This window comes from Myxococcus sp. AB056 (assembly GCF_006547365.1).
GTDB lineage: Bacteria > Myxococcota > Myxococcia > Myxococcales > Myxococcaceae > Myxococcus > Myxococcus virescens.
On sequence record NZ_VHLB01000008.1, the window covers coordinates 101,117 to 127,306 of the forward strand.

20 protein-coding genes are annotated in these 26,190 nt (G+C 69.4%); 14 read left to right on the forward strand and 6 right to left on the reverse strand.

Annotated elements, in window-relative coordinates:
• Positions 1-93 precede the first annotated feature (93 nt).
• Genes FMP39_RS05705 through FMP39_RS05715 form a run of 3 tightly spaced genes read left to right on the forward strand, consistent with a single transcriptional unit; the run spans position 94 to position 5,188 of the window.
• On the forward strand, positions 94-597 hold the full coding sequence (locus FMP39_RS05705) for a hypothetical protein (protein WP_141588988.1): 504 nt from the start codon (positions 94-96) through the stop codon (positions 595-597).
• Complete coding sequence (locus tag FMP39_RS05710) at positions 594-2,420, forward strand: hypothetical protein (protein WP_141588989.1); 1,827 nt, start codon at positions 594-596, stop codon at positions 2,418-2,420. Before FMP39_RS05705 ends, FMP39_RS05710 begins: the two co-directional genes overlap by 4 nt.
• Complete coding sequence (locus tag FMP39_RS05715) at positions 2,417-5,188, forward strand: bpX6 domain-containing protein (RefSeq protein ID WP_228557704.1); 2,772 nt, start codon at positions 2,417-2,419, stop codon at positions 5,186-5,188. Before FMP39_RS05710 ends, FMP39_RS05715 begins: the two co-directional genes overlap by 4 nt.
• Positions 5,189-5,192: 4 nt before the next feature.
• On the opposite strand, the gene FMP39_RS05720 is transcribed toward FMP39_RS05715, so the two are convergent.
• Positions 5,193-5,882 carry a response regulator gene (locus FMP39_RS05720; protein ID WP_141588991.1) on the reverse strand — a complete coding sequence of 230 codons (690 nt, stop codon included), beginning with the start codon at positions 5,880-5,882 and terminating at the stop codon, positions 5,193-5,195.
• A gap of 244 nt (positions 5,883-6,126) precedes the next feature.
• Between FMP39_RS05720 and FMP39_RS05725 the strand changes: the two genes are divergently transcribed.
• A complete protein-coding gene (locus FMP39_RS05725; RefSeq protein ID WP_228557705.1) occupies positions 6,127-6,372 on the forward strand; it encodes a hypothetical protein in 246 nt (81 codons plus the stop codon).
• A gap of 216 nt (positions 6,373-6,588) precedes the next feature.
• Positions 6,589-6,804 (forward strand): hypothetical protein, encoded by a 216-nt coding sequence (locus FMP39_RS37790; protein WP_225888304.1) that lies wholly within the window; start codon positions 6,589-6,591, stop codon positions 6,802-6,804.
• 12 nt (positions 6,805-6,816) lie between these two features.
• On the opposite strand, the gene FMP39_RS05735 is transcribed toward FMP39_RS37790, so the two are convergent.
• Positions 6,817-9,117, reverse strand: a complete 2,301-nt coding sequence (locus FMP39_RS05735; protein ID WP_141588993.1) for a sensor histidine kinase — start codon at positions 9,115-9,117, stop codon at positions 6,817-6,819.
• Between the two features lie 227 nt (positions 9,118-9,344).
• On the opposite strand from FMP39_RS05735, the gene FMP39_RS05740 reads away from it, so the two are divergent.
• On the forward strand, positions 9,345-11,744 hold the full coding sequence (locus tag FMP39_RS05740) for a PAS domain S-box protein (protein ID WP_194858258.1): 2,400 nt from the start codon (positions 9,345-9,347) through the stop codon (positions 11,742-11,744).
• A gap of 5 nt (positions 11,745-11,749) precedes the next feature.
• Here FMP39_RS05740 and FMP39_RS05745 read toward each other — a convergent pair whose 3' ends face one another.
• Positions 11,750-12,118, reverse strand: a complete 369-nt coding sequence (locus tag FMP39_RS05745; RefSeq protein WP_090487127.1) for a response regulator — start codon at positions 12,116-12,118, stop codon at positions 11,750-11,752.
• Between the two features lie 442 nt (positions 12,119-12,560).
• Between FMP39_RS05745 and FMP39_RS05750 the strand changes: the two genes are divergently transcribed.
• Entirely contained in the window at positions 12,561-13,715 is a 1,155-nt protein-coding gene (locus tag FMP39_RS05750) for a CARDB domain-containing protein (RefSeq protein WP_141588995.1), read from the forward strand.
• Positions 13,716-13,804: 89 nt separating this feature from the next.
• Here the strand turns inward: FMP39_RS05750 and FMP39_RS05755 are convergent, their stop codons facing one another.
• Positions 13,805-14,446: a DUF2378 family protein gene (locus FMP39_RS05755; RefSeq protein ID WP_141588996.1), complete on the reverse strand. Its 642-nt coding sequence runs from the start codon at positions 14,444-14,446 to the stop codon at positions 13,805-13,807.
• Between the two features lie 546 nt (positions 14,447-14,992).
• Here FMP39_RS05755 and FMP39_RS05765 point away from each other — a divergent pair.
• From FMP39_RS05765 to FMP39_RS05790, 6 genes are all read left to right on the forward strand, one after another.
• On the forward strand, positions 14,993-15,460 hold the full coding sequence (locus tag FMP39_RS05765) for a helix-turn-helix domain-containing protein (protein ID WP_368667057.1): 468 nt from the start codon (positions 14,993-14,995) through the stop codon (positions 15,458-15,460).
• 351 nt (positions 15,461-15,811) lie between these two features.
• Positions 15,812-18,592, forward strand: coding sequence for a TonB family protein (locus FMP39_RS05770; protein ID WP_194858251.1), 2,781 nt, complete (start codon positions 15,812-15,814; stop codon positions 18,590-18,592).
• A 177-nt stretch (positions 18,593-18,769) separates the two neighbouring features.
• Positions 18,770-21,091 carry a GAF domain-containing protein gene (locus tag FMP39_RS05775; RefSeq protein ID WP_141589000.1) on the forward strand — a complete coding sequence of 774 codons (2,322 nt, stop codon included), beginning with the start codon at positions 18,770-18,772 and terminating at the stop codon, positions 21,089-21,091.
• A complete protein-coding gene (locus FMP39_RS05780) occupies positions 21,078-21,263 on the forward strand; it encodes a hypothetical protein (protein ID WP_141589001.1) in 186 nt (61 codons plus the stop codon). The genes FMP39_RS05775 and FMP39_RS05780 overlap by 14 nt, the downstream gene beginning before the upstream one ends.
• 243 nt (positions 21,264-21,506) lie before the next feature.
• Positions 21,507-22,766 carry a sensor histidine kinase KdpD gene (locus tag FMP39_RS05785; RefSeq protein ID WP_141589002.1) on the forward strand — a complete coding sequence of 420 codons (1,260 nt, stop codon included), beginning with the start codon at positions 21,507-21,509 and terminating at the stop codon, positions 22,764-22,766.
• Positions 22,767-22,947: 181 nt separating this feature from the next.
• Positions 22,948-23,973 (forward strand): hypothetical protein, encoded by a 1,026-nt coding sequence (locus tag FMP39_RS05790; RefSeq protein WP_141589003.1) that lies wholly within the window; start codon positions 22,948-22,950, stop codon positions 23,971-23,973.
• A 259-nt stretch (positions 23,974-24,232) separates the two neighbouring features.
• Here FMP39_RS05790 and FMP39_RS05795 read toward each other — a convergent pair whose 3' ends face one another.
• Both FMP39_RS05795 and FMP39_RS05800 read right to left on the reverse strand, forming a co-directional pair.
• The gene (locus tag FMP39_RS05795) at positions 24,233-24,970 is read right to left on the reverse strand and encodes a double-CXXCG motif protein (RefSeq protein ID WP_141589004.1); all 738 of its coding nucleotides are present in this window, start codon (positions 24,968-24,970) and stop codon (positions 24,233-24,235) included.
• A gap of 54 nt (positions 24,971-25,024) precedes the next feature.
• On the reverse strand, positions 25,025-25,348 hold the full coding sequence (locus FMP39_RS05800; RefSeq protein WP_141589005.1) for a hypothetical protein: 324 nt from the start codon (positions 25,346-25,348) through the stop codon (positions 25,025-25,027).
• A gap of 478 nt (positions 25,349-25,826) precedes the next feature.
• Here FMP39_RS05800 and FMP39_RS37805 point away from each other — a divergent pair, with 478 nt between their 5' ends.
• Complete coding sequence (locus FMP39_RS37805; protein WP_228557706.1) at positions 25,827-26,183, forward strand: acyl-CoA dehydrogenase family protein; 357 nt, start codon at positions 25,827-25,829, stop codon at positions 26,181-26,183.
• Positions 26,184-26,190 lie beyond the last annotated feature (7 nt).

Sequence of the window (26,190 nt, forward strand, 5' to 3'; positions counted from 1 at the left end):
CACTGCCTGGGCGCAGGCCCGCGAGCCTGGAGGCTCCGCGCATCGGTTTCCGGAGGCGCCGCCTCGTGGCCCGGGTGCGGTGGCTGACGCGCTGTGAGCGCAACGGGAAGAGACTCGCGGACGGGGGACTCGCTGGAGACGCGCGGCGAAGACGCCGCGCTCCTGCCGGTGCGGTGGCGTTCGCGCGCCGAGCCGCTGGAGCCGCTCGCCGTGGCAGGAGAAGGCCCCGTGGCGGTGGCGCTCGCGCGCCGGGTGCTCGCCGAGGACGACGCACGCCTTGCCAGTTGGGAAGGCGTCGCGGGGCGGGGCCTCCTGGTGCTCCTCGGTGCCTCGGCGTCGTTGCCATGGGTCGACGGTGCCGTGTACCTGGGGCGGGATGCCGCGGCGCCCTCACTGTTGCTTCCCTGTGCGCTGGTGCCAGATGTGGCGGCTTCGCTGCTGGAGCGTGCGTTCGTGGTGCATGTGCACGCGGGGGGAGCGAAGTGGGCGGTGCTGCCCGCGTCCATGTGTCTCGTCCGCATGGACGCCGCGCGGCCCGTGTCGCGTGTCACGCTTCAGGCCTGGCTGGACACGGAGTCGCGGGGGGACACGCCGTGAGCACGTTGCCCCATGCGCTACGCCCCTGGGCGTCGATCCTCGCGAAGTTCCCGCTGGAGGTGGCGCTGAACCTGGGCCCGCTGGTTGCCCGGTTGTCCGTGGCGTTGGGGCCGCTGCGGGCGCCCTCGGAGAGGGAGGGCGGCGAGCCTCAAGGCTATGACGGCCTGTCGCGAAGAGGCTCCTTCGACCGGCTGCTGGTGAGTGAATGGCTGTGGGCCCTGGAGGCACCCGACGAACTGGTGCGCCGTGCCGCCTTCGGAGAGCTGTCCTATCTCAAGCCCTCGTTCCGCCAGCCTCAGCGCGCGCGTCGCACGGTGATGTTGCTCGATGCGGGACCAGACCAGCTTGGCGCTCCGCGCATCGCGCACCTCGCGTTGCTCATCGTCATGGCGCGCAGGGCGGAGGCCGCGGGCGCCACGTTCGCATGGGGCGTGCTTCAGGCAGACCCGCGGCGTGGCTGGTTCACGGAAGTGACGCCCGCCACGCTGGGCGCCTGGTTGAACGCGCGTGACACCGCGCCGCCCTCGGCTGAGCGGCTCTCGGCTTGGTGTGAGGCACTAGAGCTCGGCGCGCGGACGGCGGACGCCTGGCTCGTGGGGTCTTCCCGCCTGTCCCGGCTCGGGGGGGCGGAGACGCTCTCGCGCATCGAGGTCTCCGAAGTCCTGGCGCCCGAGGTGCGCCAGCTCGCGGTGGAGGTGCATCCCGCCGCGCGCGGGCCGCGCTCCGTGTTGCTGGACCTGCCGTCTCCGGACGACAGCGTGCGTCTGTTGAGAGACCCGTTCCGTGCGCGCGTCGCCGCGCCCGTGAAGACAGTCCAGCACTCGCGGGTGTCGGGGTTTGCCTTCTCCGCGGATGGCCGCCGATTGATGCTCTTCTATGAAGGGGGAGGCGTCGGCGCCATGGCGCTGCCCAATTCTCCTCGCGCCACCCTCGCTCGGCCCCAGCGGATGATGCCTCGGAGTGATGAGACCTTCCTGGGCGCGGGTTGGCGGCGGCAGGGGGGGCTGCTCGTGCTGATGCGGCGGCAGGGCGCCTATGCCTATGCCTTCCGGGGGCAACTGCAACATCAGTCGAGGACTCGTGGGCCCAAGGCGTTCCCCTGGACGCTGCGCGATACGCAGGCGCATCCACCCAATCCTGCTCGTGGACAGCCCCCCGGCCGGCTGACGACGTATCTCGATGCATTCAATCGGGAGTGCGTGCTCCTGTCCGGCCTGGACGACAGGCTCTATTTCTTCGAGGAGGACGCCTCCTCCCGCCGCGTGGTCTCCGCCCAGGTGGCTCAGCGGGTCATCGCCGCCGCTCACGTGAATGGCTCCAGCATCGTCGTGACGCGCGACGAAAATGGGGGGGCTGCGAGTTGCATGCGGCTGGGCATCGTGAGTGCGAAGGAGGTGCGCCAGGTTCGCCTGCAGGACTCGAGGGGCGACACCCTCTGGTTCGGTGCATCGCACCATTCGGGGCATCCGGATGCTGGGTTGCTCGCGGTGAACAAAATCCCAGGCATGTGGTGTTTGCACCATCGGGACTCGGTGCAGTTCGTGGCGCTGCGCTCGGGATTGCGAGCCGTGGGCGTCGGGGTCTGTCCGCAGGCGAAAGGGGATGCCGGACTGTTGGCGCTCGACCCGGACCAGCGAACCTTCTGGAACGTGGGGCTCCAGCACCAGTTCAAGCTGGCGGTGGCCGCCGCTGACGTGGTCCACGCGGAGGCCAGCCATGCGGTGCCTGTGCTCGGGTGGCTGACGACGGAAGGCGAGCTGGTGCTGTACCACCTGGAGCATGAAGCGGTGCTGTGCCGTATCCATACGGGGGGCGGGGAATGAGCACGGCACGTGCGGGGCTACGGCCCCGGCAGCAGGTGCATCGGGGCACGGTCCGGGCCTCGGCTTTCTGGTTCGATCCGGCCCTGCTCGGTGAGGCGGAGGCTCGCCGCCGGATTCTGGCGGTGTGGACGCCCGGCATGTCCGTTCACGCCGTGGCGGGTGGATATCTTGTGGAGATGTCCGCGCCACGCACGGTGGTGTGCGAAGCCGCGCTGGGGCTGCCGCTCACTCGGGAGTACGGCGTCCTCTCCTCGGCGCCCTTGTCTCCAGCGGAGCGTCGGCACCCGAGTCTCCATGAAGGCGCGGCGTTGCTGGTGCTCAGGGGACGGTCCCTGGTGTTCTCTGTCGGTGCGATGCCGCGGGTGGATGTGTCGACATGGCTCGACGTGTCCGCGTGGACGCTCCGAGCCCCGGAGACGCTGGGCGCGCCGCCGCCCCCCGTGCCCGTGCTGGCGCCTGTGCCTCCGCCGTCGCGCGAACGCTTCGGTCCCGGCGTGCCCGAGCCGTCACCTGAAGCACAGAACATGCTCGCGCGCATGGAGGGGCGCCGCGCTCCCGTCGCCGCTGGGGCGCGCCGGCCGGGATGGTGGGCACGGCTGCGCGAGAAGTTCTCCCGTCAGGGAGCGGCGGTGCGCGGAGGCGGCGAGTCCGGGCGTGGCTGGCCAGGATGGATGGCGCGGCTTGGGGCCACGCTCTTGGGAGCGGTGGCCCCCGGAGCACTACAGGGCCCGAGTCCCTGGAGCTGGCTGTCCGACTGGATGATGCGCAACACCCTGCTCGGCGCGTGGGGGCGGCAGCGGAAGGCGGAGTACGTGCGCCGCCTCTTCGACATGTTCGAGGAGGGCAACCTCGACGAGGCACTGCGGCACGCCATTCCACTGGGCAAGGAGCTGAGCGAGAACGCACGCGAGGCCTTGGGGCTGCCAGGGCCTCGTGCGCAACTCGCCCTCCAGACGGAGGCGCGGGGAGCGGCGGGGGCCGTGTTCGGGGGAGGCGCTGACCTCTACTCCGCGCTCCAGCAGCGCTACCGCGAGGCCTTCCGTCGCTTCGAGCGCGAGGGGCGCATCGACGAAGCCGCGTTCGTCCTCGCGGAGCTGCTGGGCGCCGTCGAGGAAGCCGTGTCCTTCCTGGAGCGGCATGGCCGCTTCAAGCTGGCGGCGGAGCTGGCCGAGGGGCGCAAGCTGGCTCCAGGGCTCGTGGTGCGTCAGTGGTTCCTGGCTCAGGACGTAGCGCGCGCCGTCGCCATCGCCCGACGCAGTGGGGCCTTCGGGGACGCGGTGGCGCGGCTGGAGCGTTCGAATCCACCGGAGGCCCTTGCGCTCCGCCTGCTATGGGCGGAGACGCTCGCCGAGGCCGGCGACTACGCGCGCGCCGTTCAGGTGGTGTGGCCGGTGGCGAAGAATCGTGCCCCGGCGCGCGAATGGCTGGAGCGGGGCGTGGCGAGTGGTGGCGCGACGGGCGCTCGGCTGCTGGCGATGTGGGCCACGGCGTTCGAGGATGGGCTGACGGTGGCGGGTGCGCGGGTGCGTGCGTTGCTCGACGACGACGCGCCGGAGCGCGCGTCCGAGCGCTTCGTCTTTGGATTGGCGCTCGTGGAAGAGCCTCCTTCCGCCAACCGCACCGCGCTGGTGGTGCCCACGCTGCGCGCGTTGCTACGGGACCGGGCGGCGGGCAATGCCCGCTTCACCTCGGACCTGAGCCTCATCAAGCGCTTGTTGGACGCGGCGCCCGACGGCACCTTGCGCACGGACCTGCCGTCGCTGGCCGACAATACCCACACCGCGTGGCGCGATACCCATGCACGGCCGCGCATCGACATCACGGTGCGGGCCTCAGAAGCGGGGACCTTCACGCTTCATGACGTGGTGGTGCTGCCAGACGGCCGGCTGCTGTACGCACTGGGGGAAGCGGGGGCGCGGCTGGTTCGCGAGGACGGCCGGACGGTGGCGCACTTCGACGTGCCGGCCTTCCACCTGGTGCCTTCCATCCATGGGGACCGGGTCCTGGCACTCGCGCGGCGGGACGAGGTGTGGCGCCTGTCCCGGCTGGACCTGGTCACACGCAGGTGCAGCCCCTGGGTCGATATGTCATTGACGGACTGGTCCCCCAGTTACGACGGCAATGTCTGGTTCGTGTCCTCTGAAAACATGGTGATGATGGTGGATGCGCTCGCCGCTGATTGCCGCGCGCTCTGGCGAGTCCCGGAACTTGCCAGCCGTGCGTTTTCCATTGCGGCGGATGCCACACACATGAGTTTCATCGTCGGAGCACAGGAGCGGTGGACGTATACGCTCGCGGACGGGCCCACATTGCGCGACCGTTCGGAGCTGCCTCCAGAGGTGTCGGACCCGAAAATGGTGAGCTGGCATCAGTCCGTGGTCCCGGACGGTGAGGCTGCTGTCCTGTGCATGGAATCTCCCTCCAACCCCGAGGATGTGGAACGCGGATGGAATAATCTGAGGAGCTCGCTGGCTTGGGTGCGGCCCGTGTCTCTTCGCAATCGGGTTCGGACGGAGAGCGACCACGAGACGCTCAAGGGCATCTTTCTCTCGAGAGAATGGCTTTTGGAGTTGATGGATTTGGGGCCGGATTGGCAGCTTCAGTTGACGGACAGGCGCGGATTTTCCCGCGCCGTGTTGACGTTCGAAGGGAATGCCCGCCCGAGGGTGCGGCTCACGGACAGCGTCTTGCTGGCATTTGACGCGGGTGGCCGGGGCGTGTGGCTGGATTTGGAGAGCGGTGAGGTCCGGCACTTGCCGGTGCCTTGAGCCGTCAGGCGCCGTGGCGCAGGTTCGGTGACAGGGTGACGTTGCTAACGGTGAGCCGTCGCTGCGCGTCATCCACTTCCAGCTCCACCTGTACACCGTCCACCGTCACCAGGAGCGAGGGGGGCGTCCCGGGGAGCGCCATCAACCAGGTGGAGGCCAGGGGGAGCTCCGTCCCCGTCAGCTCCGCGGCGCGCAGCAGGTGCAGGCGCACCGCGTGGCTCAGGGGGCCTGGCAGGGTGCGCAGCGGCAGGGACACGTCCTCGGGCAGGTGCAGTGCGTAGGGCTCGGCGGAGTCCCTCGCGGGAAGCTCAGGGAGCCCGCGAAGCTGGGCGCGCAGGGCCCCGTCCACGGCTTCGGGCGCGTGCGGCTTGCGCAGGTAGCCCACCACGCCTTCCAGCGGGGGCTCCTGGCCGCTCAGCGCGCCGGAGAACATCAGCACGCCCAGATGGCGCAGACGCGCGTTGGTCCGGAGCTGCCCGTAGAGTTCCCACCCGTCCATCCGCGGCAGCAGCAGGTCCAGGAGGATGAGGTCAGGGTGGCTCGCCCGGGGCCGCGTGCACAGCCAGTCCAGGGCTTCCTGGCCATCCGCCGCGTGGGAGACCTTCACCCCTTCCGCGCGAGCCACCACGGTCAGCCGCTCGCGCCAGGCGAGGTCATCCTCGACGAGAAGCAGGTGCTGGAGCGGCCGGGACATGGTGGAAGAAGAGGTGAGGGGTCTCAGATACCCCGGACCTGAGGGCTGCGCCAGGGGCCAGCGCCCCCCGCGTCCGATGCCCGACACCCTGGGGCTCCGGTGCTTCCCTGGGGCCTGTGGGATGTGATGATACCCACCTGACGGGTCTTCAGCATGGATTCTCGCTGGAAAGGTTGGATGGCGTCGAAGTTTGGCGTTACGGCACTCCACCCGTGTTTCGCGTCCAGAATCGATTCCATGACGGGTGCCGGAAGATGAAACAGGTTTTCAGCTTCTTGCGCTCGATGACTTCCTGCCCCTGGACGTGGAGCGCTGTCTCTATCGGCGTGAATCGTACGAAGTGATTGCATCCCCGGGCCCCGAAGGCGTGACATTCGTCCGTGTGACATTGCGCCCAGATGTCTGTGAAAAGCAGAACATCATCATGGACATGGAAGCGACCTACGCCATCGACGTCGAAGGGCGGCGTATCCTCGCGCGGCAGCGGTAATCTCGGCCCGGGCGGCGTCTTCACCGTCTTGGGTGTCTGGCACTCCACAGCGAAGTGAGGGGTGGTCCCCTCATGGGGCTGGAAGCCGACGTCAAATATGCACTTCAGGTACAGCTTGTCGTCATCGCCACGGCTCGTCAGTGTGAAACGACCATGGCCCTTCGACTTCAGCTCGCTCCCCGGGCACTCCGGACCCTGGCAGGATGTTCGACTCCGGTGCGAGAGAAGCTTCAATGTGAGCTGGGCGCTCTCGCCGCGGGCCTTCCTCTCGACGGGCCTTTGATGTCGGACCAGGGTGGGTTGGTGGTGCTCGACTCGGGTTTTCGCGTCCGCTACCAGCTCGACCTGGGGCGCGGCTTGTTGCGGCTGACACACGTGGCCGCGCCCTCCTTGCCGCGGCCCTGGCCCGACGTGCCACCCGTCGACCCATGAGCGGTGTGCACGTCACGCCTCGCGCGGGTCGTTCCGGGGCAGGCGGACGATGGCGCAGGTGCCGCCGCCCTCGCGGGCCGCCAGGTGGATGCTGCCGCCATGGCGGGTGATGATTTCACGGCTCAAATACAATCCCACGCCCAGGCCCTCCACGCGGCTGATGGTGGACAGCGTGCTGCCGCGAAGCGCCCGGCTGAAGAGCTCCTCGCCCCCGCGCGGCCCCAGTCCCACGCCCCGGTCCTTCACCTCCAGCAGCGCGTCATTGCCCTCCCGCCGGAGCACCACCTCCACCGGTCCGCCCTCCGGGCTGTAGCGGATGGCGTTGTCCACCAGGTTGTAGACGACCTGCTCCAGCCGGGGCTCGTCCCACCAACCGTCCACGCGCTCCAGGCTCAGCTTCAGTTGGTGCTGGGGCGCGGACGCCGCGCGCCGCTCCGACACCCGCCGCACCAGCGCGGACAGCTCCAGGGGCACCTGCGCCAGTGACAGCCGGCCGCTGGCCAGCTCGGACACATCCAGCAGTTGGTTGACCAGCCGCGCCAGCCGATCCACCTGCCGGTCCATGAGGACCAGGTCCTGCTGGCGCACGGTGTCCGGACGCAGCCGCTGCAAGCGCAGCTTGAGGGTGGCCAGGGGCGTCTTCAGCTCATGGCTGGCGATGGAGAAGAAGGCCGCCTTGGCCTGGCTGACGCGCTCCACTTCCTCCAGGTGCCGCTGGAGCCGGGCCGCCATCTCATCGAAGGCCAGGCCCAGCTTCTCCACCTCGATGGCGCCTGCGCGGTGGCGCGTTCCGAAGGCGCGCACGTCGCGTTCGCCCGCGGCCATGCGGCCGGCGGCCTGGGACACGGCTTCCACGGGCCTGGAGAGCATGCGCGTCAGCAGGCGGGTGATGGGAATGGCCAGCACCAGCGTCAGGGCCAGCGTGGCCAGCAGCGCGCTGTAGGTGCCGATGACGCTGAAGTCCATGTCGCGCATCGGATGTTCCACCAGGACGCGCCACCCCGGTTGGAGCAGCGGCGCGGTGGCCAGGTGCCGCGCCTCCAGGGTCCGCCGCAACGGGGGGGCCTTGGGCTCCGTGTCGTAGGTGCGGGTGCCCGTGGCGGGCAGCGTCGACAGCAGCTCCCCCAACACGGTGCCCTTCAGGGACTGTGGCTCCGGCCCGGGCGTGGACCCGGTGTCAAAGGCCACGTTGCCGTCCGGGTCCACCAGCAGCGCGCGCTGACCCGGCGCCAGGCGCTCCTGCGCCACGGCTCGCATCCGAGGCAGGTTGATGGCCACCAACGTGAAGCCTTCGAAGCGCTGCTGCCGCAGCAACGGCGCGACGGCGACCATGACGGGACCCGTCACCGAGCCCCGGCCCGCGAACACGCCACTCACCACGGGCTCGCGCTTGCCGCGGACGTCCTGGAAGTAGGCGCGGTCGGCGAAGTTGGCGCCTGCCATCGGTTGGGCCGCCACGCCCAGCGGCGGCCAGATGGCCACCAGGTTGCCGTCGCTGTCACCGATGCCGAAGTTGAGCGCGAACGCGGAGTGATACACCCAGTCCCGCAGCAGATTCTCCAACTGCGGCTGGGGTGGACGCTCCCCTTCGCGCTCCCACCAATTCGTGACGATGCTCGCCAGCAAGGCGGTCTGGGATTGGGCGGTGGACAGCTCCGCGTCCACCGTCTCCGCCAGCAGGTGGGCGGTGGAGAGGCCCTGGTCGTCCATCCGCCGCCGCTCGGAGGCATAGCGGGCCCGGCCCTCCAGCGTTCCCACCATCAGCAACGGCAGCACCAGCGCCACCAGCAGCGCCGAGCCCACCGCCGACGACAAGGTGAAGGTGCGCAGCGTGGGCGTCAGCAGGGGCCACAGCCGCGCGCGCGCCATGGGCGTCATCAGCACCACCTGCGTCAGCAGCGCCGGCACCAGGCTGTTGAGCGCCTGCTTGAGGGCAATGGCGAGCGTGCTCGTCGCCGTGACGTCCACGCCCATGTGATTGCCGACGATGATGAGGTAGGGGATGCCTCCCAGCCAGAAGAGTCCGTCCGCCTGAAGGGGCCAGTAGCGCCGGGTCAGCGCGCCCAGGACGACCCCTTCCATCATCGAACCCAGCATGCTCCAGGGGTGGCCCCACATCTGGACGGTGGTGGACATGGCGATGCCAGCCGCGAGCCCCGCGCACCAGGGCCCCAGCAGCGGCGCCGCGGGGATGATGAGGAAGAAGCCCAGGAGAATGTCGATGCCTGGGATGAGCTCCACGGGAAATCGGTTGAGCGCATGGCCCAACAGCCCCACCACCAGCGCCCAGGCAAACCGTGCGCGCCCGCTCATGTCGAAGGGACCCTAACAGCGCCGCCCCTGGCGACCTCCAGCGCTCTTTTCAAGGAGTGTCCGTGACGCGCACTCCGGACGTGCGAGGTGGCTGCACGCTTTCGGACATTTTCGCTGCCGGGCACTCGGAGCGCTTTGCTGTTGTCGTCGGCCGCGCTGACGCCTACATCCACCAGATTGTGCCCATCCTCCTGGCCGAGTTCCTTCTACAGCAGCGGGAATCCATCATGTCCGCGTGGGAGGTGGAGGTGCGCCGCATCCCTGCGGCCCAGGCGCTGCCAAAGCTCGCGCTGCGAGACGGGTTGCCCCGGCTGCTGGAGGTCGTCGCCTCGCTGATGCAGCGCAGCTCGCCCGGCGGCGTGGCGGATGGCCTGGGGGATATTCCGGACCGGCATGCCATCGAGCGGCTGGGGGAAGGCTTCGACCTGCGGCAGGTGGTGACGGAGTACCGGCTGCTGCGCGCGTGCGTGCTGCGCCTGTGGACGTCCCGGGAGAACGCCACCCACCGCCCCGAGGCGGAGCTCGTCTTCCACGAGGCCATGGATGAGGCGGTGGCGGCCTCCGTCAGCCGCTACTCGCTGGCGCGCGAGCGCACGTTGCAGGCGCTGGACCGCATCAGCACCGCGGCCCTGGGCAGCGCCGACGCCGCGGAGCTGTTGCCGGCCCTCCTCCAGGTGCTTCGGGAGACCGTGGCCGTGGTGGACGTGGCGGCCGTCCTGCTGCTGGAAGAGGACGTCCTGCGGGTGGAGAGCGTGGTGGGCACGGGAATGGCCGTGGGGGACGTGGTGCGCATGGGGGAGGGCTTCACGGGCACCATCGCGGCCACGCGACAGCCGCTGCTGGTGCGCGCGGCGCGCACGGACAGCCGGGTGAGCGAGCCGTCCTTGCGCGATGCGGACCTGTCCGCGTTGTTCGGTGTGCCGTTGCTCTTGGGAGAGCAGTTGATGGGCGTGGCGCTGATGGGCAGCCGCGCCACCCATGAACTGTCGGAGGAGGACCAGTTCCTCTTCCGGGCCATGGCGGCGCGCACCACCGCGCTGCTGTTGCAGGCCCAGGCGCATGCCCGCGAGCGCGAGGCGCGCGCCGTGGCGGAGGCGTCCCTGGAGCGCCTCCGGGAGAGTGAAGCGGGCCTGCGGCGGTGGGCGCAGGTCTTCAAGCGGCTGGGCGTGGGCGTGGCGGTGGTGGACGCGACCGAGGAGCGGCTGCGCGAGGTGAACCCCGCCTTCGCTCGCATGCATGGCTACTCGCCCGAGGAGCTGACGGGACGGCGGCTGGAGGACACCTATGCGCCGGAAGCGCGCGGCGTGTTGCCTCGGCACGTCGCGGCGGCGAACTCCAAGCCGTCGCACGAATATGAATCCCTGCACATGCGGAAGGATGGCACCCGCTTCCCCGCCTTCACGCACGTCACGGCTTTCAAGGACGAGGCCGGCCGCGTGGAGCAGCGGGTGGCCACCGTGGTGGACATCACCCAGCGCCGCGCCATGGAGATGGACCGGCAGCGGCTGCTGGGCGCCATCGAGGCCGAGCGCGCGCGGCTGGCGTCGGTGCTGGACCAGATGCCCGCGGGCGTGTTCATCGCGGACGCACCATCCGGCCGGTTGGTGATGGCCAGCCGGCAGGTGGAGGTCATCACCGGCAGGCCCTTCCATCCCTCCACGTCGATGCAGGACTACATGGCGGACAATGGCGTCTCGCTGCACCCGGATGGGCGGCCCTACGCCATGGAGGAGCTGCCGCTGACGCGCAGCCTGCGCCACGGCGAGGTGGTGCAGGGCGAGGAGATGCTCATCCCCCGCGAGGATGGTCAGAACATCGCCGTGCTGCTCTCCAGCGCGCCCATCCTGGACCGGGAGGGCACCATCGTCGCGGCGGTGGCCACCATGGTGGATGTCTCCGAACGGCGGCGCGCCCAGGAGGCCAAGTTGCAGGCGGCCCGCTTCGGCGAGCGGCTCATCGCCATTGTCAGTCATGACCTGCGCAACCCGCTCAATGCCATCCAGTTGTCCGCGACGCAGTTGTTGCACAGCGAGGCGCTTCCGGAGCGCGAGCGCCGGTTGGTGACGCGCATCGCCCGCTCCGGCGACCGGATGAAACGCATGATTTCAGAGCTGCTCGACTTCACGCGCGGACGGCTGGGCGGCGGCATTCCCATCCACCGCACGCCCGGTGATTTGCGGGCCGTGGTCCGGCTGGGGGTGGATGAGTTGGAGGCGGCCTGGCCCGAGCGCAAGCTGGCGTTCCGGGTGGAGCCGGGCCGCTATGAAGGGGAGTGGGACGGGGACCGGCTGCTCCAGGTGGTCAGCAACCTGGGGGGCAACGCGCTCCAATACAGCCCCGCGGACGCGCCCGTGTCCTTCAAGTTGTATGACGATGGCGACTTCGTGGTGCTGGAAGTCCAAAACCCCGGCGAGCCCATCTCCCCGGAGATGCTCCCCCGGCTCTTCGACCCTTTCCGGCGCGGCGCCATGGCAGGGGGCGGCGGAGGGAGCAGCAGCGGGCTGGGGCTGGGGCTCTACATCGTCGAGCAGGTGGTGAAGGGCCACGGCGGACGTATCGAGGTGACCTCCACCGCCCAGGCGGGCACCACCGTCCGGGTGACGCTGCCCCGCCTGCCAATGGAATGACGCGCTCAGCTAGGGCTCACCACCCGCTCCAGGGTGGCGCGCAACTCGAATAAATCCACGGGCTTGGGCACCGTGGCCCGGATGCCCTCCGGCAGGGGTTGGGAGCTTCCCGCCCCGGAGACCACCACCACCGGCAGGGTGCTCAGCCGCGCGTCCTCGCGCACGTGGCGCATCAGCTCCCAGCCGCTCATCACCGGCATCATCAGGTCCAGGAGGACGGCGGCCGGCAGGGGCGGGCGGCTCAGGCGCTCCCAGGCGGACAGTCCGTTGCCCGCCGTCTCCACGGTGAAGCCCTCCAGGGTGAGGAACTCCTCCAACAGCTCCCGGCTGTCGGCGTGGTCTTCCACGAGGAGGACGAGGTTGGGCGTGGACATGAGGCCGTAGCCTTGTACTGAAGTCCAATGTCCGCCAGGGCCCCAGGGCGATGCGTCCGCCCGTGGACGTCTCGGATGTCCACCGCGACACGATGCGGGGGTTGGCCGTGATGTCTGCTTTTTCGTGGATGTGTCTGGGTTGACTCATGGGGCCGTGGATACACGGTGCCTGTCTTGAGGGGGTATTCATCGTCGATAATGACACCCAGGGGTGTCAGACATGCATCGCCCCATGTCTGGATTATCAAGAGTCAAGGTGAGGTGTCGTCCATTACCCCGGTGGGAGCGCGGACTTCATACAGGCTGGTGAAAATAATTGTCTCCATGTGCACTGGGAGTCCGTGGTATCCGGGGAAACGAGTCGACATAAAAGCATTGCCTCATTGAGAGGCATTTCCCCCCCTGCAGAGCAGGCGTGCTCCCGGCATGCCAGGAACCAGACATGACACGGAATCATGGCGTCTCGACGCTGACGGCGTTGTTTCTTCTGACGGGCTGTGAGGGCACTCTTCCCGAGCAGGGCCCGGCAAACATCGACATGGAGGTCCAGCGTCAGGAGGCGAAGGAGACGGGCCTGGACCTGAGCGTGGTGGACCTGTCCGCCTCGTGTGCGGCGACGGCGCTGACGCTCTCCGCGGCCATCAAGAACGAGCAGCCCACGGGCATCGGGAACTCCACCGCGGCGGTGTACGCGGGGACGCCGGGTGCTGGCGGCGTGCGGCTGGGCACCATCAGCGTCCCCTGGCTGGTGGGGGGGGAGACCTTCCCCTTCTCGCTGTCGTACACGGTGCCGGAGGGCACCACGAAGGTGGTGGTCGTCGCGGACGAGGACGGCACCTATCCGGAGGACGACGAGGACAACAACTTCGCCTCCATCGATTTCGAGATTCCCTGTGCCACCAACCAGCAGCCGGTGGCCAGCTGCCAGAGCGTCACCGTCCCCGCGGACGCGGCCTGTCAGGGCAGCGCCAGCATCGACAACGGCTCGTACGATCCAGACGGCTTCCCGGGGCCGTTCTCCGTGGTGCAGTCGCCCGCGGGCCCCTATGGGCTGGGCACCACGAGCGCGCAGCTCCTGGTCTCCGACGGCGCGGCCACCCGCACGTGCTCGGCGAATGTGACCGTCGTGGACGTCAGCGCCCCCACGCCGGGCGCCAACCGCGGCCTGGTCATCCAGCCGGTCCTGGGCTCCGACTACGTGCTGGTGCCCCTGTCTGACTGCGCGATGCCGGCCGTCGACAACTGCGGCGGCGAGCTCGACCTGGATGCGTCTGCCAGCATCATCCGCGTGACCTCCGACGAGTCCAACGACGCACTGTCCCTGCTCCGGCTGCTGGCATGTGACGACATCAAGCTGACCCCGGACCGCAAGTCCGCCATGGTTCGCGCCGAGGCGGCCCTGCTGGGCAACGGCCGGGTCTACAACTTCACGTACTCCGTGCAGGACGCGTCCGGCAACAGCGCCATCGGCACCTGCAACGTGAAGGTTCCCGCGCTGCTGGCCAACCCCGCCATCGATTCGGGCGTCGTGTACTGCCAGGGCGACAACTGCCCCTCCGGTTCGCGCTTCCCCGGGCTGCTCTGCTCGCTGCTGTAGTCGACGCGCCGCCCCGCCTCCCTTGACGTGGGGCGGGACCTTTCCTCCGCCGGGGGCCCGGAGCACGGGGCCGCCGGCGTTGTTGCGCTTCAGCGCCAGGACAGCGCGTACTCCGTGTCGAGCAGGCCCAGCTCGCGCCCCTGCACCCCGATGTCGCGCGCGCCCACGGCTTCCAGGACGGCGTGCAGGACACCCTCGTGGTACGCGGTGGGCATGAAGTCCCGCTTCATGACGAAGCGGCCGCTGCGAGGCCCCGTCCACACCATGCTCCGCTCGCCGTAGCTCACCGCCGCGAGGAACCCGGTGGGGAGCTGTCCCAGCAGCAGCCGGGGCTCGTCATAGGCGAGCATCAGCAGGGTGCGGCCCGCGACGGACTCCAGGAAGTCATGCGCGGCCTTCTGGCCCATGACGCGATGAGCGGCGGCCACGCCCCCGCAATGCTCGGAGAGCAGGTCGGCGGCCTGGAAGGCCAGCGGCAGGAACTGGGTGATGGGGTAGCTGAAGAAGTCGATGTAGCGCTTCTCCGGCAGGGACTGGCGGCAGAGCTGCTCCATGGCGGAGCCGCCCACGCGCCGCACCGTCTCCAGGACCCCCCGGAAGAACATGCCGCGCGCGGTGTCCTCGGGGGTGGCGAGCGCGCAGCGCTGACGCAGCTCGCGCAAGGCATCTGGCTCCAGGGGCTGAGGCGGCGCGGGGTCTCGCACCAGGCGCGAGGTCAATCTCAATTCCATTGCGGGGGGACTCCAGAAGAAAGGGGGGCGCCGTCAGGCCGAAGCCAGACGTGCTGTGCTCCAGGGTGGATGCTGGCCCCCACATGGGCGGCGAATGCCTTGGCCGCCCATGCCCAAACTCACGCGTCCGGCCGCGGGCCTCCGGTCCAGGAGGCTGCACAGACAGGTCGCGGAAGTGTTGCCGTAATGATGCACATTGCATGGAGTGCTTTCGCGAGGCAACCCTGGTCAGCGAATTTTGGTGGAGGGATTGGCCGCTCCCTCAATGACAGACATGGCGAGTAGGGCCGGACGGACCCGGTGCCGGGCGGGCCATGCGGGCTGACGCCTGGACGTCCGCCTGGTGCATCGTGGCGCATCCGGCGCGAGAACGTGTGGTGCCGGGTACGACACTTTTCGCTGAGGGTGCGGGGCAGGGGACTACCTTCCATATCGGTATTTCGCCTGAGGACGTGGTGGGTTATAAGTCGCAGGAAAACTCGTGACCGAGCGCGACCTGTTCCCGGGCAGGGCGTGAGCTTGGCCCGTACTCACAAGGTTGACGCAGTGAAGACCCACCTTGAAGGTCCTGCTCCTCCCCGCCAGCGGCCCCGGTCCCAGCCTCGAAGCCCGGCGGATCGCGCCCGGAAGTCGCGCGAGCAACTGGAGAGCCGTCTGGCGGAGAGCGTTGGCGAGGCGGCGCGAGGCGCGCGGCTGCTCGCGGGGCTCACCCAGGCGGAGGTCGCGGGGCGTGTGGGGATTGCCGCGGAAGTCTATGGGCGCATGGAGCGGGGGAAGATGATGCCCAGCGTGCCGACCCTGTTCCGGCTGTGTCTGGCACTGCGGTTGTCGGCGGACGTCGGGCTGGGGCTTGCCACGGCGGCCAGTGTCGGCGCCGCGCTCTGGGAAGGGGACTCCGGGCACAAGGACCAGTTGCCGGAGATGCGGAAGGTGCTCCGAACGCTGCGGCGCATGTCGCGCAGCCAGCTCAACCTGATGAACCAGGTCGCGGCCGCCATCCTGCCGGAGCGGTGAGGGCCGGGCTCCGGACGGTGAGGCATTGACCGTCCGGAGGTGGCCGCTTCCCAGGTGTGGATGGCGCTGACGGTGTGCGTGCCGTCCAGCAGCGGCCGGGACTCCGGGCACGCTGGGGAACCGAAGGCTGTGATTGTCATTGCGCCAGGAGAAGGGCTGGCAATGTGCCGCGCCCAGGGCTGACGCGGCCCGCGCGGGTCCACCCCGAGGCGCTTGTCACTCCGCCGTCTCCCTGGCCTCATGGGGGACAGGGCACGCAGTGCCCCGCTTGGTGAGGGAATGACCCGCGGACTTGGGTGGTGGACAGTCAGGCCAGCAGCGCGAACGGCGGTCGCCGTGGTGGCCCTGTTCATGCTCGGGACTCGGGCAGACGCACAGGACGCGGGGACGCCGGAGGACGGAGGCGCCGCCCGGGCCGAGCGGGAGCTGCAAGGCACCGACGCGGGCTGGGCCGTGGAGACGGATGCGCCCTTGTCGGAGGACGCGGGCGTGCCCGAGCCCGCGTTCACTCCGCCCGTGATGGTGCAGGACTCGCCCGCTCCCTATCCGCCGGGGCTGGCGTCCGACGGCGTCGCGGGGGTGGTGAAGCTGGAGCTGCTCATCGACGACGCGGGCGAGGTGGAGTCCGCCACGTTGGTGGAAGGGCTGCATCCCTTGTTGGACCGGGCGGCGCTGCACGCGGCGCCGTCGCTGCGCTTCGCCCCCGCCACTTTGGACGGCCTGCCGGTGGCCGTGCGCATCTTCTTCGAGTACCGCTTCGAGGCGCCCGCGCCGGCCATGTCCGAGGGGGCCACGCCCGCGGCGCCCATCACCCTGAAGGGGCTGGTGCGCGCCAAGGGCAACCGCCGGCCGCTGGTAGGGGCCACGCTGGTGTCGGACGCGCATCCAGACGCGCCGGTGCAGACGGACGTGGACGGACGCTTCGAGGCGCGCTGGCCCGCGGGCGTGCATGCGGTGCGTATCACCGCCCCCGGCCACAAGCCCGGCGTCTTCCGCGAGGGCCTGAAGGCGAACGAGGCGCTGGAGGTGGTGTACGGGCTGGAGCCGCTCATCATCAACCCGTACGAGACGGTGGTGCGGGGAGACCGCGAGCGCACGGAGGTGAGCCGCGTCACCCTGCATGACGCGGAGCTGCGCGAGGTGCCTGGCACCATGGGGGACCCCTTCCGCGTCGTCATGCTGCTTCCCGGCGTGGGCAGCATGGTGTCCGGCGTGGCCTACCCGGTGGTGCGCGGCAGCCAGCCCGCGGCCACGGGCTACTTCCTGGATGGCATCCGCGTCCCCATCCTCTTCCACCTGTTCCTGGGCCCGGCCGTCATCCACCCGGACTTCATCGACGCCATCGACTTCTATCCAGGCTCGCCGCCTCCCCGGTATGGGCGGTTGATGGGGGGCGCCATCGACGGGCGCCTCAGCCGCCCGCGGGATGACGGCGTCCACGGCAGCGCCTACGCGGACCTCATCAACGCGGGCTTCTTCATCGAGACGCCGTTCAAGGACACCGGCACCAACGTCAGCCTGGCCGGCCGCTATTCCTATACGCCCTGGCTCATCGCCCTGGCGGCGAACCAGCTCCAGTCGCCGCCCCCTCCCGGGCGGGAGAACCCCAAGGTGGTGCTCGACTTCTGGGATTATCAGGGCCGGGTGGAACAGCGGCTGGGCGAGGGCACGCTGCGCCTGTTTGCCTTTGGCTCCTCGGACACCTTCGGTTCGGAGGCCCAGGACGCATGGGGCGACACCGCGATGCAATCCATTGTCTTCCACCGGGTGGACCTGCGGCACCGGCACCCCGTGGGGCCCGGTGAGCTGGAGGTGGGCGGGACGTGGGGGCTGGACCGCTTCGCCGTCGTCAGCCGCAGCCCCCCTGGCGAGGCCACCGAAGTCCATATCGACCAGGGGCACTGGTCCGCGCGCCTGGGCTACAGCGCGACGCTGTCACCCAGCGCCACGCTGCGTGCAGGGGCGGACGTGGAGCACAAGCGCGCCATCGTCGAGCTGCTCCAGCAGGACGGCGGCTCCGACGCGGACGTGGAGGTGGCGCCCGTGGCGCTGGGGACCTTCATGGGCGCGTGGACGGAGCTGGTGTGGCAGCCCCATGAGAAGTGGGCCGTGGTGCCCGGCCTGCGCGTGGACAACTACCACCTGTCGCCGGGGATTGATCGCCGCGCGCTGGAGCCGCGTCTCACCGTGCGTCACAAGGTGTCGGAGGCGCTCACGCTCAAGGGCGGGGCGGGCCTCTTCCATCAGCCGCCCACCACCCTCATCAGCCTGCCCGTGGTGGACGTGGGAAGCCTGCTGCTGGGGCTCCAGCAAGGCGTGCAGCTCTCCGTCGGCGCGGAATGGAAGGCGTGGCGCGGTCTGGAGGTGGGGCTGGACGTCTATCTCAACCCGATGGTGCGGACCCTCGAGCTGACGCCCTTCGCCGACGAAGGCATGGTGGACGACGACACGCCGGACACCGGCACGCCGCCTCCAGCGGGCCTGCGCCGCGGCATGCAGTTGGGGGACGGCGGCGGCATCCCCGACCGCTCGGACTTCGACTTCCCGGACTTTCGCGGCAGTGGCATGGCCTACGGCATGGAGTTCCTGCTGCGCCACCCGCTGGGCGACAACTGGTTCGGCTGGCTGTCGTATTCGCTCCAGCGCAGCACGCGCCGCACGCGCTTCCACCGCTACGACGCGGAGGGCCACCGGGTGGGCGAGGCGGAGGCGGACCTGCCCTTCGCCTTCGACCAGACGCACATCCTCAACCTGGTGCTCAGCTACAAGTTCGCCAACAACGTCACGCTGGGCGGGGTGCTGCACTTCAATACCGGGCGCCCTGAATACGGCACCCTGGGCACGCAGACGCACCGCCCTGGCGAAGACGCCTCCGGCAGGCCCGCCTGGGTCAAGGCAGACCGAGATCGCGTGGACCGGCTGCCGGCCTTCCTCCGGTTCGACGTGCGGCTGTCCAAGTCGTGGGTCTACGACACCTTCAGCCTGGAGGCGTATCTGGACATGCTCAACGTCACGCTCCGTCGGGAGACGTTGGGCTTCGAGTACGAGGGCGGCGACGGCTTCCCGCTGCGCAAGGACGCGGTGGGGCTTCCCATCGCCCTACCCATCCTGGGCGTGAAGGGTCGTTACTGAGCACGCGGACTGATGGATAGCGCACGCTTGGCGCCGCGCCTTCGCCTTCATCTGGGCACGATGGCGCGCCACGCGGTGTAATTCCGCGCCGCCAGTTGTTCCGGGGGCCAGTCCGCTCCTGGGGGCCCGGAGACGCCGGGCCGAGTTCCTGACCACCGCACACCAGGTGACTTCTTCATGTCGCAGGACGGGATTCCGACGATGGTGCCGTTGCAGCGGGGGGGCATCCCTTTCAGCCGGGGGGCCTCCGTGGCCAGCCGGCTGACGCTGACGCACCTGCGGATTTCGGATGAAGACCCGCACCGCCAGGCGAAGGCCGTTTCGGATGCTCCCGCCGTGCTGCTGGTGGATGACCATGTGTCGAACCTGGTGTCGCTGGAGGCCATCCTCGAGCCGCTGGGCATCCGCATGGACAAGGCCTGTTCGGGGGAGCAGGCCCTGCGCTTCCTGCTGCGCGAGGACTACGCCGTCATCCTGCTGGACGTGCGAATGGCGGGGCTGAGCGGCTTCGAGACGGCGGCGCTCATCAAGCAGCGTGAGCGCACGCGCAACGTCCCCATCATCTTCCTCACCGCCTACGGCCGCGATGACGCGGAGCTCGTCACCGGCTACGCCACCGGCGCGGTGGACTTCCTCCAGAAGCCCTTTCCGCCGGAGGTGCTGCGCTCGAAGGTGTCCGTCTTCGTGGAGCTGTTCCGCGCGCAGCAGCAGGTGCGGCGCCAGTCGGAGCTGCTGCGGCAGAAGGAAGCCGAGGCGCGGGATGCCGCACTGAGGGCCGCGGGCTACATCGACCGGTTGCGGGACTTCACCGCCCGGCTGTCGGAGGCGGCCACCGTGCCGCAGGTGTGCCGCGCGCTCTTCGAACAAGGGCTGGTGGCCGCTGGCGCGAAGGCGGGCTCCGTCAACCTCCTGGACGCGGAGGGCGAGGCGCTGGAGGTGGTGGATGCCATTGGCTACCCGGAGAGCGTGCTGAGCCGGTGGCGGCGCATCCCGATGTCGGCGGCCATGCCGCTGGTGGAGTCGCTGCGGGAGCAGCAGGCCATCTGGGTGGGGTCGTCGGAGGAGTGGCGCGCGCGTTATCCGCTCATGGATACGCGAGGCCTTCACGAGGCGGCGCTCGCGCTGCCCTTGCTGGTGAAGGGACGGGCGCTGGGCGCCATTGGCCTGTCCTTCGCGCGGCCCCGGGCCTTCACGGAGATGGACCGGGCCTTCTTCACCGCGCTGGCGCATGCGTGTGCCCAGGCGTTGGACCGGGTGCATCTGACGGCGGAGGAGCGCCGGGCCCATGCCGTGGCCCGGGCCGCCGCCGCCCGGCTGCAGATGCTCACGGAAGCGTCCGACGCCTTCGATGCGACGAACCGCGACCTGTCCGTGCTGCTGGACACCATTACCCGCCAGGTCGCCTACTTCCTGGGGGACACGTGCACGCTGTGCCTGCTGTCCGACGACGCGACGCGGTTGGAGGTGGCGGCCAGCCATTCCAATCAGGGGGAGGATGGGGCGCCGCTGCTCCCCGGCGAGGGGCTGAGCGACTTCGTGCTCCGTGGCGGACGGCCGCTCCTCGTGCCCGAGCTGTCGGAGGACCAACGGCGGGAGCTGGGGCAGGGCGAGGCGCTGCGCAGCCTGCTGTGCGTGCCGCTGCGGGCGCAGGGCAAGGTGGTGGGAACGCTGTCGGTGGGGCGCATGGGCTCGGGCCGGAGCTTCACCCAGGAGGACCAGGAGCTGGTGGAGGAGCTGGCGGCGAAGGCGGCGCTCTCCATCGAGAACGCGCGCCTGTTCGCGGAGCAGCAGCGGTCACAAGAGGAGCTGCGCCGGCGCGCCGAGTTCGAACAGCAGCTGGTGGGCATCGTCTCCCACGACTTGCGCAATCCCCTGGCGGCCATCTCCATGTCGGCGGGGCTGCTGGAGAAGAAGGGTGAGTTGACGGAGCCGCAGAAGCGCATGGTGTGGCGCATTGGCCAGGCCACCGAGCGCGCGGCCCGGATGATTCGCGACCTGCTGGACTTCACCAAGGCCCGGCTGGGCGGCGGCATTGCCCTGCACCGTCAGACCACCGATTTGCGGGAGGTGGTGCACCAGGTGGTGGATGAGCTCCTGGTGGCCAACCCCGGGCGACGCGTGGAGGTGGAGGTCCAGGGCGAGGTGCGCGGCGAATGGGATTCGGACCGCATCGCCCAGGTGCTCACGAACCTGCTGGGCAATGCCCTGGCCTACAGCCCCGCGGACGCCCCGGTGCGGGTGGACACGCGGCTGGAGGGCGAGGCCGCGCTGCTGTCTGTCTTCAACGGGGGCGCCCCCATCCCCCGTGAATTGTTGCCTCGCCTGTTCGAGCCGCTGACACGGGGCGCGTTGAAGGAGGGCCAGTCCACCCGCAGCATCGGCCTGGGGCTCTACATCGTGCAGGACATCGTGCGCGGCCACGGCGGCGGCGTGGAGGTGGTGTCCTCCGAGCAGGACGGCACCACCTTCACCGTGCGCCTGCCGCGTGCGGCGGGCTGAGTCGCCCGTCCCGTCCATCGATTGGCTCTACGCCGTGGGAGACCTCAACGGTGACGGCCCATACGTCCTGTATCAGGTCAACCGGATGACAGGTGCCGCCACGACGCCGGAGCAGGGCTTCCCCGGCGGTGCCTTCGGACCCGAGTTGCGCGATATCGCCATCATGGATTGAGCCGGCGTCCTGGGCGAGCGCGCCGGGGCCCTGGCCGTTCGCGCAGGGCCATTGCGGAATGACGACACCGCGGCGGGTGCCGGGCCGCGTGGCGCGTTGGCACTGGCGCGGAGTGAGCACTGAAGGTCGCGCCAGTACCCACGTACAAGTTCGCGCTCCCGGAGATTTGTCACTCTTGTCCCGTGTGCGTTCCGCGACCGGGCGTCGAGCATCGGGGCTGGAGGGCGTGCCAGGGGGACGTCGATGGGGGTTTGTCTGTCGTCGAAGTGGGGCTCCGCCTGGACCTGGACGACGCATGCGGGAGGCGCCGCGCCCTGTCTGCGCTTCGAGACGGTGCGAGGGACGGCGGGGGAGGTGCTCGACTTGCGCCAGGCCGCGCTCGAGGCGTCCGCCGAGCCGGTGGCGCACGATTGGGTCCTGCCTCCATGGGTGTCGCGCTGGGAGCAGGAGGGCGTGCGAGGGCTGTGCCTGGAGGACTGCGTGCGCGTGGTGGACACGGGCGAGCCGGTGTCCGTCGTGCTGCGCATCACCCGCGAGGGCATGGAGGCGCGCTTCCGGGCCGTGGGCATGAAGGCGTCGGATGCCTTCGTGCTGTGGCTGCTGCCCGATGACACGGACGACGCGCAGGCGCTTCGCGAGGCGCTGGAGCGTGAGCGCGAGGCCCGCCACCGGGCGGAGGGCGCGCTGGAGCACGCGACGGCCCGGCTGACCCGCGAGGCCCTGGATGGCAACGCGCGCCACCTCGCGCTGGAGCGGCTGACCGAGGAGGCGGAGTTTCGTGAGCGGTTCATCGGCATCCTCGGGCATGACCTGCGCAACCCCCTGAATGCCATTGCCCTGTCCGCGCGAGCCCTGGCGCAACGCACGCTGCCGGCGGCCCAGCAGCAGCAGTGCGCCCAGCGAATCGAGGCGAGCGCCGCGCGGATGGGCGCCATGATTTCCGACATCCTCGACCTCACCCGCGCGCGTCTGGCGGGCGGCATCCCCCTGCACCTGGGGACGGTCAGCCTGGCCATTATCTGCCGGATGGTGGTGGAGGAGCTGTCCGCCGCGCATCCGGACCGGCACATCACCCTGGACGTGGAGGGCGCGTCGGAGGGCTTCTGGGACGCGGACCGGATGGCGCAGGTGCTCAGCAACCTGGTGGGCAACGCGCTGGAGCACGGCGCCGAGGACACGCCCGTCCGGCTCAAATGTATCGCCGTGAACGGTGAGCAGGTCCTGGAGGTCCACAACACCGGGACGCCCATTCCACCTCAACAGATGGAGACATTGTTCGACCCGTTCCGCCAGGTGGGCACTGCTCCTGGGAAGGGCCACCGTCGTGGCGCCGGTGGCCTGGGGCTGGGACTCTTCATCGTGAAACAAATCGTCCAGGCGCACGGAGGAGCTGTGTGCGTGTCCTCCTCCGAGGCAGAGGGAACGACCTTTACGGTGAAAATGCCACGAGACGCGCGACAGTCGCAGGAGCCCGCACCCTTGGGCGTGAGACATCGCGTGTAACTGCAACGTTGGCGGCTGGGCGGATTGAACGCTGAGCGTCAGCCGGCGCACGGACTACGTGTTTGCCGCATGACCGACGTGCGCGAACTGCCCGAGAGGGCACCTGTCAGAGGGGAAAAGAAGGACTACCGGTTATCTTGGCCGCGAGAAACGCGGCTACCCCCAAAAACCGGAGGCAGCCATGTATCACCACCCCACCTCGAAGACCTGTTCCAGCTCCAAGGTCACCTACGCCGGACGCCGTTGTGCGCACCGGTGGGAGCTGCTGCCAGCGTTGCTTCTTGTCGCCGCCGTGGGGTGTGGCCCGGCGGAGCCGATGGATACGGCGAGCGAGACGCTGAGCACCCAGTCGGACGCGTTGGTGTCGTCCAATGGCTTGTCCACCAATGGCTTGTCGACAAACGGGCTGTCGACGAACGGCTTGTCGACAAACGGGCTGTCCACCAATGGCTTGTCGACGAATGGACTGTCGACGAACGGCTTGTCGACGAATGGTTTCAACACGTGGTTCAGCGCGGACCCGGTCAAGGCCGAGGAGGTGATGCGATACATCGTCCGGTGCGCGCTCGCCTCCGGTCAGTCCCTGACGTACACGCATGCGGGCACCACGCATACCTGGCATGGCTCCCTGGGGCTGGCGCCGACGTGGTCGAGCCCCACGCCTCCGCCTCCGTCGAGCCCGGGCGCCCCGGTTGCCCCGGAGCCCGAGCAGCAACTGGTGTCGAGCTGCCTGGCGGCACACGTGAACAAGTACGGTGTGCACCTGAACATCTCCGTGCAGGGCAAGGACTCGCAGGGCGTCGCCATTCCGACGACGGCCGAGGAGGTGCAAACCTACAATCAGAATGAGGCCGTCTTCTTCGGCAACCTCTTCAATGGTCAGGGACTCTTCGCGGCCAATGATGCGCCCTATCTGGCCTACGACGAGAGCACGGTGCGCGCGTGCGGCCTGTCGTCGTGGAGCGGGGACCCGGACTGCGCGGCCGTCATCACCCACGTGGGGGCTGCCCTGACGCACTGCCAGCAGGACTCCACGCGGACGTACTACACGCGCTGCACGTACAACGGCGTGACGTACCGCCCGCTCACCACCCGCATCCGTCCCCAGGACATCTACAAGTGCGGTGATGGGACGTGCCAGCTCTCCGAGCGCTGCGGCACCAGCAACACGCCGGACAGCTGCGCCGCGGACTGTGGCGCCTGCTAGGCGCTGACGTCTTCGCGGCGCCCCCGTGCCGCGCGCAGTGGCGGCCTGTCCTCCTACCCCTCGGGAGGATGCCATGGAAGTCCCAGCCTGTCCGAGCGCGGTGGCCGCCGCATCCAGGCTGAAGGTGTGGGTTGTCCCCGGGCCCTCCCCGCACGCCCGGCTCATTCGAATGGCTGTCCGCGATATGCATCCAGACCTCCCGCGCTTCGCTGGGGGCAGGGAGCGGTTTGCCTGAGGCGTCGTTGCTCGTGGCCGTGGGTCAGCGGACCGCGACCTGACGGAAGGTGACGCCGTCGAGCTCCAGGCGCTGGACCGCGTCCACGAAGCGCTGCGTGGCCAGGATGAGTGTGGGCCAGTCCGCGAGGCGGAAGACGTCCGCCGTGGTGGGGATGGAGGCCGTGTCGAGGAGGTAGGGGGCGGGGAGACCGTAGCTCTCAACGCCACATGTGGGGCACGGAGGCTCCCGGTCGGATGGAAGGCAGTCCGGGTGGAAGCGTCCACAGGGCGTCAGCTGGAGTTCGAGCAGCTCGGGCGGGTTCCTTCCGCTTCCCTTGAGTTGCATCGGGCAGCCGTTCAGCCCTTGCAATCCTGCTTGCCGCAGTTGTTCCAGCGCTTCACGGCGGAGGCTCAGGGACCACGCTTGAAGATGTAGCTGTCCAAAGGGGCCGGAGGCGCGTCCGGTCATCGGACCAAACTTGGTCCCGGGCATCAACACGAACCCGGGGGGCACCTGGGGCCGCACCTGTTCGCGCAATCGAGCCCACTCCTCGTATGGCTCAGGGCGGGGCTCTTCGTACTCGTGCCGTGTCGGGAGCGATGTCAGGTCCACGCAGGGATAGTGAAGCCCGGCGGTGCTCCAGGTAGCACCACAGCCGGGACAGTCCGCGAGTCCAGGCAGGCTCCATCGGTGCGCGGCATTCAGGTTTCCCGTGTAGCGCGACGGTCGCGTCGCCTCGACTTGATAGATGCGCAATCCGGCCTCTTCCTGGGGGGTCATGGCGCCCGCCCCACGCCAGGATGCGCGGAGCGGGCCGGCCGAGGGTGACGCGTGTTACGGGGCGCTCACCGGCGCGGACAGGCAGGCCGCTGCCATGCCGGGCGTGCTGCTCTGGCGCGGCTCCACCGACGACAGTTCATCCTCCTCCTCGGAAGGAATCTGGGCGTCCGGCGTGCACGTGCCGCCCAGCTCGTAGTCGCTGAACCACCGCTCACAAGTGATGATGCGACTCCCCCAGGGCACCGCACAAACGAGCGAGCAGGGCGCTTCGTCGGCACACTGCACGTCGCAATCTGGGGGCAGCGCTGACGCGGACAGCGGGGAGAGCGTGACAAGGGCCGCGGCGCTCACGAACAGCGTCTTCGAAAGCAGGTTCATGGTGACTCCACGACGACGGGTGGCCGGACCACGAAGTGTGTTCCGGCACCCGCAGTATCGAACCGGACAGGGAAAACTTCAAAAGCAGCACTGACGGCTTTTGCGGGTCGGCAGTGCCCCATTCCGGAATGACTTGCACAGACGCGAACGTCAGGATGGCCGCACCTGGGAGCGGGCCTGGCCCGGGAGGAAGGGGGGACGGCCTTCCTGCAGAAACGGCCGCCTCGCGTCACCCGGACCGTGGCGCAGGATTTGCCCTCGTTCCTGCCACTGCGGGAGGCGTCGCCATGAGCTCGGTCGGCGCACCTCGCTGGAAGCCGTTGGAGCCGGACGAACGCCGCGAGCAGATTCTGGAGTGTGCCTGGGCGCCAACGTCGTGCTGCTGGAAAAGACAGACACGCTCACCCCCCGGGACAGTGCACACAGCGGCGCAGGTCATCCAGGACGCGGGGGCCAGGCGCTCGCGGCGGTGGGGGACGTGTGGGAGGAAGCGGACGTGCGGCGCGCCGTGGACGAGGCCGCGGTGCGCTTGGGCGGCATCGATTGCTGCGTGAACAACGCCAGCGTCCTGGCGTCGCATCCGCACATCCTGCCGCTGTCCCCGCCGGTCAACCTCTCGCCGCGCTGGCTGGGGCCGCACCCTGCGTACAGGATGGCGACGTATTGGATGACGGACCCTGCGTGCATCGCCGCCGACCGTTGCTTGCAGTGGCTCGGGGGGTACGGGTACATGAAGGCGTACCTCTTCGCCCACCTGTTCGCGGACACGCGCGTGCTGCGAATCCTTGCCGGCGCGAACGAGATCATGAAAGAGCTCGTCGCCCGTTCCCTGTAGACCCACA